General features: G+C 70.2%; 9 protein-coding genes and 1 pseudogene. All 10 read left to right on the top strand.

Going from position 1 to position 13,517, the window contains the following annotated elements:
* The first annotated feature begins 55 nt into the window (after positions 1 to 55).
* Entirely contained in the window at positions 56 to 511 is a 456-nt protein-coding gene (locus MXD59_RS05835; RefSeq protein ID WP_163548455.1) for a tellurite resistance TerB family protein, read from the top strand.
* Between the two features lie 159 nt (positions 512 to 670).
* Positions 671 to 1,495, top strand: coding sequence for a sulfite exporter TauE/SafE family protein (locus MXD59_RS05830; RefSeq protein WP_248823755.1), 825 nt, complete (start codon positions 671 to 673; stop codon positions 1,493 to 1,495).
* Between the two features lie 466 nt (positions 1,496 to 1,961).
* Positions 1,962 to 2,489, top strand: a complete 528-nt coding sequence (locus tag MXD59_RS05825) for a Trp biosynthesis-associated membrane protein (RefSeq protein ID WP_248823754.1) — start codon at positions 1,962 to 1,964, stop codon at positions 2,487 to 2,489.
* Positions 2,479 to 4,947: a glycosyltransferase family 2 protein gene (locus MXD59_RS05820; RefSeq protein ID WP_248823753.1), complete on the top strand. Its 2,469-nt coding sequence runs from the start codon at positions 2,479 to 2,481 to the stop codon at positions 4,945 to 4,947. The genes MXD59_RS05825 and MXD59_RS05820 overlap by 11 nt, the downstream gene beginning before the upstream one ends.
* On the top strand, positions 4,947 to 6,842 hold the full coding sequence (locus MXD59_RS05815; RefSeq protein ID WP_248823752.1) for a kelch motif-containing protein: 1,896 nt from the start codon (positions 4,947 to 4,949) through the stop codon (positions 6,840 to 6,842). The genes MXD59_RS05820 and MXD59_RS05815 overlap by 1 nt, the downstream gene beginning before the upstream one ends.
* Positions 6,843 to 6,930: 88 nt before the next feature.
* The gene (locus tag MXD59_RS05810) at positions 6,931 to 8,061 is read left to right on the top strand and encodes a glycoside hydrolase family 6 protein (protein WP_248823751.1); all 1,131 of its coding nucleotides are present in this window, start codon (positions 6,931 to 6,933) and stop codon (positions 8,059 to 8,061) included.
* Positions 8,062 to 9,071: 1,010 nt separating this feature from the next.
* Positions 9,072 to 9,539, top strand: a complete 468-nt coding sequence (locus MXD59_RS26280; protein ID WP_308301652.1) for an ABC transporter substrate-binding protein — start codon at positions 9,072 to 9,074, stop codon at positions 9,537 to 9,539.
* Between the two features lie 70 nt (positions 9,540 to 9,609).
* A pseudogene (locus MXD59_RS26275) lies at positions 9,610 to 10,086 on the top strand (TroA family protein); the annotation flags it as partial.
* 452 nt (positions 10,087 to 10,538) lie between these two features.
* Positions 10,539 to 11,846 (top strand): glycoside hydrolase family 6 protein, encoded by a 1,308-nt coding sequence (locus tag MXD59_RS05800; RefSeq protein ID WP_248823750.1) that lies wholly within the window; start codon positions 10,539 to 10,541, stop codon positions 11,844 to 11,846.
* A gap of 243 nt (positions 11,847 to 12,089) precedes the next feature.
* Positions 12,090 to 13,424 (top strand): type IV toxin-antitoxin system AbiEi family antitoxin domain-containing protein, encoded by a 1,335-nt coding sequence (locus MXD59_RS05795; protein WP_283096418.1) that lies wholly within the window; start codon positions 12,090 to 12,092, stop codon positions 13,422 to 13,424.
* Positions 13,425 to 13,517: the final 93 nt, after the last annotated feature.

Here is a 13,517-nt window from a genome sequence, read left to right as displayed (position 1 = left end):
GACTCCAGCCCTCCGGACGCCCGCCGCCCGGAGACACTCGTGCAAGGGAGCCGAGGTGCCCATCTGGAACCAGCTTCGCCAGTCGGCCCAGTCAATGCAGGGCCAGCTGAACGCGAAGAAGAACGACCTGAAAAGCGGCGCCTTCCGCGACGCCAGCATGGCGATCTGCGCGCTGGTCGCCGCCGCTGACGGCACGATCGATCCGGCCGAACGCCAGCGCGTCGCCTCCCTGATCATCTCCAACGACGTCCTGAACAACTTCCCGGCGGACGACCTGCAGCGCCGCTTCAACGACTACGTCGCCAAGCTGCAGGCCGACTTCGAGTTCGGCAAGGTGTCGGTGCTGCAGGACATCGGCAGGACCAAGAAGAAGCCGGCCGAGGCCCGGGCGGTCATCCAGATCGGCATCGTCATCGGCGGCGCCGACGGCACGTTCGACAAGACCGAGCAGGCCGTGGTGCGGGAGGCCTGCTTCGCTGTCGGGATCAACCCGGAGGAGTTCGACCTGTAACCGAACCGGCGTCGAGGGCGCCTGACAAGCGGGTCCGCCGGGTCGGGGCCCGCGCCGACCACGTCACATCCGCTTCCATGGTCGTCCGCCCGAGTTGGATGCTCGGCCCGTGCCTGCCCGTGGGCGGCGGGTGGACGAGGCGGCCGGGAGGCGGATCGGATGGGACCAGGTGATGCCCTGCTCGCCGCGGGAGCGGGGCTGCTCGCGGGTGCCGTCAACGCCATCGCCGGTGGCGGCACCCTCATCGCCTTCCCGGCGCTGCTGGCCACCGGGCTGCCGGCACTGACCGCGAACATCACCTGCTCGGTCGGTCTGGTCACCGGCTACGCCGGCGGGGCTGTGGGCTATCGGCGCGAACTCGCCGATCAGGTCGACCGGCTGCGGGCCCTCGGGCCGCCCGCGCTGCTCGGCGGCCTCACCGGGGCGGTGATCCTGCTGGCCACCCCGTCCTCGAGTTTCCGCGCCGTGGTGCCCTACCTGGTGCTGGCCTCCTGCCTGCTGCTGGCCGCGCAGACCCGACTGGCCGCCGTGGTGGCCCGCCGCCGCGCCCACACGGTCACCCCGGCTGCCAGCCCGGTCACCACCCCGGCTGTCCCCGCGGCCGGTGCGCAGCCGCCGACGGCGCGGACGGTCACCTGGCCGACCCGCTTCGGGGTGCTGATCGCCGGGGTCTACGGGTCGTACTTCGGGGCCGGGCTCGGCGTCCTGTTGCTCGGTGTGCTGGGCATCCTGCTGACCGACGATCTCCAACGCACCAACGGCCTCAAAACCCTGCTCGCATTCGGTGTGAACGCCGTCGGGGTAGTCGTGTTCCTCATCACAGCCAAGGTGGCCTGGGGTTACGCCGGGATTCTCGTGGTCGCCTCGCTGGCCGGCGGTCTGATCGGCGCCCGAATCGCACGCCGGATGCATCCGGCGCTGTTGCGTGCCGCGGTCATCACGCTTGGCGTGGTCGTCGCGATCGTTCTTCTCGTCCGCGGCTGATCGCCACGGTCAACCCTCACGTCGCTGTCAGGATCATGCGATGCGACCCACCCGGCCGAGGGCTAATCGGTGGCCACGCATAATCTGTACACGCAGTGTTCCTGAAGAACGCTGACGTAACGGCAGTTCTGTGGGCTCGGCGCAACATTATCGCCTCGTTGTGCGTCTGTCAGCACGTTGCTGTCCGGCGCAGGCCCACGGACGGATATCGGTTCTGTCGCGTCAGGGGTGACGCGGTATCGCGGCGCGGCAATGTGGATCGGCCTGGTGGTCGTACCCGCATGGCCGTACCGCCGGGAGGGGTTTCGTGGTCCACGAGGAGCCGGGCAACGGCGATCGGTCGGCCTTGGACGCTCTGAACTCCGCGGACGGCCACCGCGACGGCGAGGCCCTGGACGCTCGAGACGCTCTGGCCGACCGCGGCGCCGGGGCGGCTCCGAGCGGCGTTGGTCGCCGTAGGAACACCGTGAGAGCGGACACCGCCTGGGGCGATCGCCTGCTCACGCTGTGTGTTGCCGCTGGTCTGGTGGCGCTGTTCACCGTGCCGCGGACCTGGGCGCGCGCCACCCTGTCCGACCGGGGCGCGCATCTGTTGGTGGCGACCCGGTCCGGCTGGGATCTGGCGCCCACCGGGGCGCTGGTCGGGGCCGCCGCCGTGCTCGCGATCGTGCTCAGCCTGCTGGCGGGCTGGACAGGCCGGCGCGGGCTGGCCATCGCGGTGCTGGCCTGCGGGTTGGCGATCGTCGCGCTGGCCCTGGGTCGGTTGGATGCCGCGACACCGCTGGAGCACACGATCGGCCGGCTACGGATCGGCACCTTCCAGACCGACGAACCGGTCACCCACAGTGGTCCGGCAGTGTGGCTGTGGGTCGCGGTGACGTGCGGAGTCGTGATGGCCGCCGCCGCGGCGAGCAGCCTGGCGCTCGGTCGGCGGCGACCGCCCGTGAACCCCGCCGGGGGTCCAGGGGAAGGGAGTCAGCACCGTGGCGTATGACTACGCGTCGTTCTCGACGCTCGCCGGGCCCCTGCGGGAGCCGCCGGCTCAGGGCGTCTACCACGTCGCCTACCGCAAGATCATGGTGGGACGGCACCTCTACCAGGTCCTTCCGCAGCTGATCGCCACGGTGGGTCTGTCGTCGCTGTTCTTCGTGTGGTTGATCCAGCCTGAGCACTACCCGCAGGGCCGCTATCTGCCGACCGCGGTCCAGGTCGGCAACGCCGTGATGTTCTGGCTGATCGTGGTGACCGAGGGTATTCGCCTGGTCAATTCGATCACGTTGTGCTGGTCGGCGTTCATCATGCGTAATCCGGTTCCGGTGCGGCCTCCCACCGGGCTGCGGGTCGCCTTCACGACGACGATCGTGCCGTCCAAGGAGCCCATCGACGTCGTCCGCGACACCCTGATCGCGGCCCTGAACATCCGGCACGACTCGATGATCGACGTCTGGTTGCTGGACGAGGGCAATGACCCGGCGGTCCGCGCGATGTGCGCGGAACTGGGCGTCAACCACTTCTCCCGCAAAGGCGTGGAGCGCTACAACACCGGCCGTGGCCGCTTTCGAGCGAAGACGAAGCACGGCAACCACAACTCGTGGCTGGATGCCCACGGCGATGCCTACGACGTGGTTCTCTCGGTGGACCCGGACCACATTCCGCTGCCGAACTTCGGCGAACGCATGCTCGGGTACTTCCGCGATCCCAATGTCGCGTTCGTCGTCGGCCCCCAGGTGTACGGGAACTTCCGCCACTACCTGACCCGGGGCGCCGAGGCGCAGAACTACATGTTCCACTCGGTCGTCCAGCGGGCCGCCAACCGTTTCGCCTGTGGCATGTTCGTCGGTACGAACCACGCCTACCGGGTGGAGACCTGGCGGCAGATCGGCGGCTTCCAGGATTCGATCACCGAGGACCTGGCGACCTCCTTCGCCGTCCACGGTGCCCGCAACCCGGCCACGAAGCACCGCTGGACGTCGGTCTACACCCCGGACGTCATCGCCGTCGGCGAGGGCCCAGCGACCTGGACGGACTTCTTCAGCCAGCAGTTGCGCTGGGCCCGCGGGGCCAACGAGGTGCTGGTGACCGAGGCCGCCGGACGGATGCGCAAGCTGTCCTGGGGGCCGCGGCTGCACTACGCGACGCTGATGCTGCACTATCCGACGGTCGCGTTGACCTGGATTCTCGGCATGATCCTCACGACGACGTACATGGCGCTGGGTTCCACCGGCGTCGTCGTGCACGTCTCGGCCTGGTTCGCGCTCTATGTGGACGTGTTCGCCTCGCGACTGCTGCTGTACTTCTGGCTGCGCCGGTTCAACACCAGTCCGCATGAGGAACCCGGCACCGCGGGAATGTCCGGAATCTTCGTTTCCGTGCTGTGCACGCCGTTCTACTCGACCGCACTGGTCGGTGCGGTGTTCCGGCGCAAGCTGGGTTTCGTCGTCACTCCGAAGGGTGACCAGGCGAGCCCTGACGGACTGGCGACCTTCCGAAAACATCTTTTCTGGGCGGCCTGGTCGGCCGGATCGATCGCCGCCGCGGCGGCGCTCGGGCACCTGTATCCGGCGAACATGGTGTGGGTCTCGCTGTCGTTGGTGACCTGCCTGTTGCCCATCGGCCTGTGGCAACTGGAACCGATCCTCGCGCCGCGCCGGGCCAACGCCCCCAACCCGTTGCCAGCCGCGCATGTCCCGGCGCCGCGCCGGGCCGCCGAGGCGGCCTGGCCGATCGTCGCCCCCGTGCGTCTCCAGCCGGCGGACGATCCGGCGACCGAGGAGGTACCGGCGGTCGTGGCCGCCGCGTTCGCGGACCCGGTCACCGAGGAGGTGCCGGTCCCCGCGGCGTTCGACGCGCTGACCGGCGACACCGTCACCATCGTCGGCGCCCGTCCGCTGGGCCCGGTGCCCGCCGTACCCGGACGTGACCGGACCGCGCGGGACGACCGACGCCTGGCCGCGGCCAGTGCCAGCGCCGCCCCGGACACGCCCGGTGAGGCGAGGGCGAAGGACGGGGCCGCCGAGGCCGGCGCACCGGTCGGCGTCGGCATCGATGGGCCGACCATGCTCCTTTCGGCCGCCGGCGTCGCCGCCGCCCTCGCGCAGGCGTCGGCCATGGGGCCGGCCGCCGGTGACGGTGGCCGCGACGACACGGTCGTCACCCGCACGGTGCCTGATCCCAAGGACGTACCGGCCGCCGGGTCGGTCCCCGCGGTCTCGCGACCGGCGGCCAGCGGTGGATCCGGTGACGACGCCGGTGCCGATCGGCGCCGCCTCGACCCGTCCGTGCCGCCGGTCTACACCGAGCACGAGACGGTGATCACCGGTCGCCGGGAGGTGCTCGCCGGGGTTGGTGCCGGCGTCGGCGACCGACCCGCCTACGTCGAGGACGTCACGATGCGACTCGCCCCACGCCGACGTCGGGTCTCCCTCGACGGCCTGCTTGAGGAGATCGGCTGATGGCCGACCGTCCGCGTCGCCCCGAAGGACGGCCGGAACCCGACGATCCGACCGTCACCGACCTGCCGGCCATCGGCGGCTCGGCGTCCGGTCGCGACGGGCGTCCCGCGGACGCGCGTCGCTCCGAGCCGGGCCGTCGCTCCGAGCCGGGCCGTCGCTCCGAGCCGGGCCGTCGCTCCGAGCCGGGGCAGCGGTCTGACCTGGGCCGTCGGTCCGAGCCGGGACGTCGGTCCGCGTCGGGTCGTCGGTCCGAGCCGGCGCAGGCGCGGCCCAGCCTGGACGACCCGCGGATGGTGCCGGTCGTGTCGACGCCGACCAGGTCACGTCGTCGGCGCCGGATTCTGCAGGCCGGGATCATCGTGCTGGTGGTGCTGGCCGGTAACTTCCCCTACGTCAACTCGTGGGCGTCCGACCGGTACAACGACTGGCGCTCCCACCAGCCGGACTACATGCGCGACAACGGTCGGTGGGACATCGTCGCCGACAGTGGTTCGCGCTCGATCCACGCGGCGATGCTGCGGACCGGGAAGGTCCTGCTCATGGCGGGATCCGGTAACGACAAGAAGAGCTTCGACGCCAAGCGGTTCGAGACCATCCTGTGGGATCCGAGCGCCAACACCTTCCAGAAGATCGCCACGCCGTGGGACGTCTTCTGCGCCGGACATGCCTTCCTGCCCAACGGTGACCTGCTCATCGCCGGCGGCACCAAGGCCTACGAGGTGCTCGCCGCGGACGCGCCGGACGGCAAGAAGAAGGAGTACCAGGGCCTCAAGGACTCCTACCTGTTCGACCCGATCAGCGAGCGGTACGTCAAGACCGGTTTCCTCCAGCACGCCCGCTGGTACCCGACGCTGGTCACGCTGGCCAACGGCGCGGTCGTCGCGGTCTCGGGGCTCAACGACAAGGGCGACATCGACCCGGGTAACACCGAGTCGTTCGACGCCGGCAGCGCCAGTTGGATCGAGCATCCCGAACTGCGCAAGGAGTTCCCCACCTACCCGTCGCTGCTGCTCACCGCCGACGGCCGGCTGTTCTTCTCGGGGGCGAACGCGGGCTACGGCCCGGCGTCGCTGGAGGCCCGTCAGTCCGGGCTGTGGAACCTCGGCAACAACGCCTTCCAGGCCGTTCCCGGTCTGCCGCTGCCCGAGGTCAACGAGACCGCCGGCACGGTGATGCTGGCCCCGGCGCAGGAACAGAAGATCATGTTCATCGGCGGGGGTGGCGTCGGGGACACCCAGGTCGCCACCGATCGGACCGCCATCGTCGACCTGACCAAACCCCAGCCCACCTGGGAACGCGGCCCGGACCTGAGCTCACCGAAGCGCTATCCCGGTGCGGTCGTGCTGCCCGACGACACGGTGCTGGTCTCGGGCGGGTCGCGACGCTACCGCGCCCGCGACACCCTGACGGCCGAGCTCTACAACCCGGCGACCAACACCTTCCGTCCGGTCGCCGATCCGCATGTCGGCCGCGACTACCACTCCGAGTACCTGCTGCTGCCCGATGGTCGGGTGGCGGTGTTCGGCTCGAACCCGCTCTCCGACGACAACACCTTCGAGACCAGGGTCGAGGTCTACTCCCCGCCCTACCTGTATGCCGGTACCCGTCCGGTCATCCGCGCCGCGCCCAACGCCATCACAAGGGGTACCTCGATCTCGCTGTCCGTCTCGCAAAAGGTCGGAAAAGTCCGTTTGATCCGGCCGGGAGCCTACACTCACGTGACAGATACCGAGCAGCGTTCGGTGGCCCTGCCGATCACCTCCCAGGTGGACGGTACGGTCACGGTGAGCGTGCCGGAGAACGCGAACGTCCTGCCGGGCGACTGGTACATGCTCTTCGTCGACAACGGAGCGAACGTTCCGTCGGTCGCGACCTGGGTGCACGTGGCTCAGTAGCGCAGCCGGCTCGCCGGCTCCGGCGGCGCCGACGGGCGGCCCGTCCGGCGCCACCCGTCACGCGAGTCAACGCAGAGAGGACGCTGTCGTGCCGACAGTCAGGTTGCTGCCCGTGGCCGCCGAGCGTGCCGGCCGGATCGGCACCGTCCTGGCCCTCGCCGCCGTACTGGTGGCAGCCTGTGGCCTCGGCGGTGGGAAGGACGACAGCGACGGCGGTGACACGGGCCGTTCGGGTGGGGCCACGGCCGCCCCGGCAGTGGCGGCCCCGGACCGAACCCGCTGTCCCGCGGGTGCTGCCGACGTCAACCAGACGACGGTGGCGACACCTGATGGTGATGGTGCGTCCCTGCGCGCGCCGCAGGAGCCGTTCCTGGTGGATCCGAACAGCGAGGCCGCACAGCGCGCCGCCGCCCATCCTGGCGAGGCGAGCACCATCGCCCCGCTGGTCCAGACACCGACCGCCTTCCCGGTAGGCGACTGGCTCACCGACGTCACCGGCGAGGTGCACGCCCGGGCGGCCGCCGCGCAGACCGCCGGCGCCACCGCCGTTTTCATGATCTACGCCATCCCGTACCGCGATGTCGGTCTGTACTCGGCGGGGGGTCTGCCCGACGCCGCCGCCTACCGCACCTTCACGGCGCAGGTCGCGGCCGGTATCGGCAGCGCGCGGGCGGTCATCGTCCTAGAGCCGGACGCGCTCGGTCAGATCGACGAACTCGACGCCGGCAAAGCGGCGGAACGCTACGCCCTGCTGCGTGACGCGGTCGACGCCTACGCCGCGCTGCCCGCGACCAGCGTCTACCTCGACGGTGCGAACTGCGGCTGGACCGGCGCCGTCGACATGGCCCACCGGCTCGCGCAGGCCGGGGTGGCGCACGCCCGCGGGTTCGCGCTGAACGTCTCGAACTACTACGCCACCGCGGACGAGGCGGCCCGGGGCGAGGTGGTCTCCCGTCTGCTCGGCGGTGCCCACTACGTCATCGACACCTCCCGCAACGGCAAGGGCCCCGCGGGCGGCATCTCGGATCCCTGGTGCAACCCGCCCGGTCGTGGGCTTGGGGTGAAGCCCACCACCAACACCGGTTTCCCGCATGCCGACGCCCTGCTGTGGATCAAAACTCCCGGATCCAGCGACGGAGAATGCGGTCGCGGTAATCCCGAGGCGGGGCAGTGGTGGCCACAGGCCGCCGCCGAACTCGTTCACAACGCCGCCGGCTGAATCGTTCTTCGAACGGCCCGACAGCCCCCCGACGCTCGTACGCAATCGTGTCCCCGCTCGGTCGGCCAGACGTATCCGCCGGTGAATGTCCGGATGGCTCGACGACTCGATGTTTCGGCGTCCTGGTGGGTGTGGCGGTAGCGGGTGTTCCCGGAACTGCCCGGGTTTCTTCGGTCCTGACCGCGGTCTCCTGGCTCCTCGCCGTCCTGGTGGTCTGGCTTCCTGGCCGGTCGGAGTCCGGTCGACCGGCGTTCTGGCCTGCCAGCGGAGTGGGGGCCGGTTCTGGCCCGGGTTCGGTGCGAGCCCGGCCACCCGATGATGTCTCTTCGTGCTCTGACGACTCTTTTCTGTAGCGATGATGGGTGGGTGCTGCCGGTCCGACTGGTGAGGCTTCCGGCCTTCGGCCTTTCGATATCTGCGGAGGCATCCGTCCATAAGATCCGCAATTGTGGATGTATCGCTCGTGTTCTACCGTATATGCGGTCTTGACGTAGCGCATTCGTAATGTTTCAGACACAATGTGCCGCGACCTCGTGGCGCGGGTCAGGGGGTTCGGTCGGCTCCGGCGCGACGACCGGTTCCGTGGTCGTGCCGACGTGCGGGGTATTTTTTGTCCGAATTATTCGTCATCATGTTCCGCGTTCTCATCACGTCCGGAGACCCTGGGTAAATAGCCGAGTGGTCCGTGCTGACGGCGCCCCGCACTGCATCCGGGTCTTTTCGTCCCGAACGCGGCCGGCGTCGTCGAAACAGAACGTTTACCGGTTCGTCATGTGTCTCGATGGTCCGAGAATCCGCCTTGACGCCCTGATTTGACCGCTGCTAATTTTCGCCGATCAATCAGTTCGACATGAGCGATGGGAATCGCTCGGCTCAGGGGGGCCATCAGTGAGTTCGATACGCCGCCCACGGCACATTGCGCCGGGATGATCGCCCTGGCTGGCTGCTCCAGCTCGGGTGACGACACCGCCTCGGCCAGCCCGTCGGCCAGCCCCACGCCGGCCACGCACGTGGTCACGGACCTCTCCGGCGCGAAGGTGACCGTTCCGACCATCATCAACAGCATCGCCGAACAGTTCCCGGCGCACACGGTCACTGATGTCATGCTGGGCGTCGGAGACAAACTGGTCGCGATTCCGCAGAATGTCAGCACCATTCCGTTCATGCAGACCGTGCAGCCGAGCATCACCAAGGTTCCGCAGCTGTTCCGCAACGGCGGCATGGTGAACATGGAGCAGCTGCTCCAGCGCAAGCCCGACGTGGTCTCCCTGATCAGCGGCGGTGACACGGCCACCCCCTTCAAGAACGCGGGGATTCCGGCCGTCAGCATGTTCTTCACCAAGCTGGACGACATCACCAGGTCCATGACGGTCGCCGGCGAGACCTACGGCGGCGCGGCGGCGGCCAAGGCGAAGAGGCCTACAACGCCTACTACGAGAAGGTCTCCGCGGGCCTCACCTCGAAGCTGTCGAGCGTGACCGCGAAGCCGAAGGTGCTCTTCATCGAGGCCTACACCGGTGGCAGCGACATCACGGTCCAGGGCGGCCCTCCCTGATCGACCAGTGGATCGAGAAGGCCGGTGGCACGGACGCGGCCAAGGACATCAAGGGCAACCGGGTCAAGGTCACCATGGAGCAGGTGCTCCAGTGGAACCCGGACTATTTGATCGTCGCCATCCCCGGCGGTGACCAGGGCCTGGCCGCCAACACCGGCACCTCGGTCGTGGACGCGCTGTCGAAGCTGTCGGGCTGGAACGACCTGAACGCGGTCAGGAACAACAAGCTGTACATCCACCCGCGTGGTCTCTACCCGTGGGGTCAGTACACCCCGGAGCAGGCCGTCAACCTGCAGTGGGTGTCCAAGGTCCTCAACCCGTCGCTGTTCGCCGACGTCGACCTGCGTTCGGTCACCAGCAGCTTCCACAAGAGCTACTTCGGCCACGAGCCCACCGCGGCCGAACTGACCCAGATCCGGCAGACCACCTCGTCGGACGGCATCGCCACCCCGGCGAACGCCATCAAGTAGACAGCCGTGGCTGCCCGGCCCCGCGATCGGCCCTGCCGGGTCGACGCGGAGCCGGGTACGCGCACGGGCCCCGCGTCCGTGAGCCCCGCGTCCGTGAGCCCGCGTCCGGGGGCCCTCTCCTGGGGTTGCGCGTTCGGAGCGGCCCGAAGAAGCAGGGGTGTCGATACGGCGGCGGCAAGGGGCCCAGGGCAGCCGTTCGTTCGCTCCGCCGCCCCCACCGAAGCTACGCCGGCACTGCGTGAACACTCTCAGGCATCTATGGTTCGGCTGGTCGCGGTGGCCGCTGGGCGTCATCACCTCCACAGATGCCACGCTCGGTACCCTTTTGTCGGTTCCCGGGTCGTCGTCGGCCCGGGTACCCGTCCGGGATGGGCCTGTCGTTCGTCGTCCGTCCCGGTCCTCAGTCAGGGTCGTCGCGCGGCGCGCCCGTGTCCGCGGTAGCCGGAGGTCGAGTGTCGAACGCCCCGATCAGCCGTCACCGTCGTGCCAGCACGGGGACCGCCGCCCGTGGTCAGCGGCAGTTCCGGGCGGGCCTGTGCGTCAGCGCCGTCCTGCTGATGGGGGTCGGCTTCGGACTGCAGCAGACCGTCGGCACCTCGGCCGGTTCCACCGAGGGGACGAGCACGGTCGCGGCCCAGCCCGACCTCGCCGATCGTGCGCCCACCGCGTCCGCCTCGGCCGCCACCACCGGGGCCGCCGGCAGCAGGACCGGTGCCGGCGGGAAGGCCGGCCCGGCCCGGGTATCGGCCTCGGCCCCCAGCGGCCCCGCGACCGGGAAGCCGGCGTCCGGCCAGGGCGGCGCCGCCCCCGCGACGTCGGGCACCGCCCCCTCAGCCCTGCCCGTCGCCCCCGCCGTGCCCGCCGCCCCCGCCGCGGCGGGGGACCCGTTCGCCTCCGCGCGCCTCTACGTCGACCCGGACAGCACGGCGGCCCGTGCGGTCGCCTCCCTGCGGGCCAGCGATCCGACAGGGGCCCAGACGCTCGCCCGGCTCGCCGACCAGGCTCATGCCGACTGGTTCGGTGATCCGGACCCGAACACGGTACGGACCCGGGTCGCGGCGCGGGCGCAGGTCGTGCGGGCCGCGGGCGCCATGCCGCTGTTCGTCGCCTACGCGATCCCGCAACGTGACTGCGGCGGCGGGCAGTCCGCTGGCGGCGTGGGCGACGAGGCGGCCTACCGGGCCTGGATCACGGCCTTCGCCGCTGGACTCGGCCACGGCGCTGCGGCGGTGATCGTCGAGCCGGATGCGCTCGCCCAGATCGACTGCATGCCCGCGGCCGCGGCGGCCGCGCGCTACGCGATGCTGAACTACGCCGTCGACGTGCTCACCGCCACCGGCGCCAACGTCTACCTCGACGCCGGCCACGCCGACTGGCACTCGGCCGCGGAGATGGCCGGCCGGCTGCGGCTGGCCGGTGTGGACCGGGCCCGCGGCTTCGCGCTCAACGTGTCCAACTTCGACGAGACGGCGGATGAGACCGCCTACGGTGACGCCGTGGTCGCGGCCCTCGGCGGACGTGCCCACTACGTCATCGACACCTCCCGCAACGGCCGCGGACCGGCAGCCGGCGATGTCTGGTGCAACCCACCCGGACGTGGCCTGGGGGCGGCGCCGACCGCGGCCACCGGCAATCCACGGGCGGACGCCTACTTGTGGATCAAGGTGCCCGGGGAGTCCGACGGAGCCTGTAACGGCGGGCCGGGGGCCGGCCAGTGGTGGCTCGACTATGCCCTGGGACTCGCGAGCCGGGCCGCCTGACAGCGGGATCGAAAGCCGCCCCGCCCGCCCCGCCCACCCGCGGTGGTTGTGACCTCGCGCTCGGCGCGACCTTTTCGTCGAGTTTCCTGGCCGGTTACCGACAACGTGTCGCGTGCGCTCGGGAAATGCCCCCACCAGGTCGGATGGTCGGGTTGCCGGTTCTTCCACAGGGCGTCGCGGGTGGTTATCCACAGATTTTTTCGGCCTCTGGATCGACGGCTTCCGCTGTTGGATTCTGCAGTCATGACCTCCTTGTCCTCGGCCTTGACCTCGCCGACCCGACCTGTCACCTTCTCCTATCCTGGCCTTGAGCCAGCCCTGAGACTGGCTCGCAGCCAGGGCGGAATGATCACGTTTCGGCAGGCGATCGAAGCCGGCCTCACCCGTGGCCAACTGCGCCGGTTGGTGCTGTCCGGCCAGTGGGACCACCCGGTCCGTGGTGCCTTCGTCGTCCTGGCGGTGTCCGCCGTGCCCGTGCCGCGGCGAGCTCTGGCCTCGGCGCCGGGGCCGGTGGCATCGGCGGCCGATCTGGCCACGCTGCCCGGTTCGAACCCGCGGCCCGCCGCCGGCCCACGGTCCGACCTGGCTGGCCTGGCTGGTGGCGAGGGTGGCTCGGCCGCGGCCGAGGTCTGGCTGCTGGGTCTGCCGTCCACGGTCCAGGCACTGTCGGCGCGGGTGCGGGCGGCGTTGGTCGGTCGTCCGCAGGCGGTGGCCTGCGGTGTCACGGCAGCCCGGTTGCTGGGTTTTCCCGCTGCCGGCCTCACCGCCGCGGGTACCGTCCCGTCGGGTGTTTCCGCTTCGGTCGCGGGGTTTTTCGGTACCGCACCGTGTGATGCGGCAGAGTTCGGTTCGCCCGCGTTGGGCATGTCGCCGTTCGAGGCCGGTCCTGGTGCCAACGTCGATGATGCGCGGCAAGTCGATGATGCGCGGCAACCGGTGCATCTGATGCTGCCGGCTCGGCTCACCCGGGCCCAGCCACGCGGTGTCCGCCTGCATTTCACCGACCTTCCGCCCGCGGATCGAATCGTCCACAGCGGAATTCCGCTCACCTCCACGGCGCGCACGCTCGCCGATCTCGTACTCACGGCGCCGAACCGGGAGGTCGCCGTCGCGATCATGGATGGTGCCCTGCACAGCGGCGTCGTGACGGACCTGCGGGCGGCCCGCCTCTCGGCGGCGGGGCGCCGCGGGTACCGCCGGGCCCTGCCCTGGTGGTCGCTGGCTGATCGGCGGGCCCAGTCGCCGTTGGAGACGCGGTTGCGGCTGTTGTTCGCGGACGCGGGCCTGGCCCCGCCGCGTCCACAATGGCCGGTCTCGGATGCTGCCGGTCAGGTCGTCACCCAGCTTGATCTCGCCTGGCCGGCGCAGCGGGTCGCCGTCGAGGCCGAGGGCGCCATGGTGGGGCGCCCCGCCGGTGTGGTGCACGGCCAGCGGCAGCGGGCCAACCTGCTGGCCGCGATGAACTGGACGGTGCTGCGTTTCGGCGATCTCGAGGTGGCCTGGTACCCGCAGCGGGTCGTGGAGACCGTCGCGCAGTGCCTGGCCCGGGCCACGCAGGTCGGTCTGCGGGCCTCCTGAGGGCGCGTCCACCTGGTGAGGGGTGCCACCATCGAGCCAAACGGGTGCAAGAGCTTGTGACAGGAAGTACATTCCGAGCCTCCCGCAACCCGC

The sequence above is a fragment of the Frankia umida genome (genome assembly GCF_023242945.1).
Taxonomy (GTDB): Bacteria; Actinomycetota; Actinomycetes; order Frankiales; family Frankiaceae; genus Frankia; species Frankia umida.
Note: the sequence above shows the minus strand (reverse complement) of the source record. Positions and strands in the feature narration are given on the sequence as shown.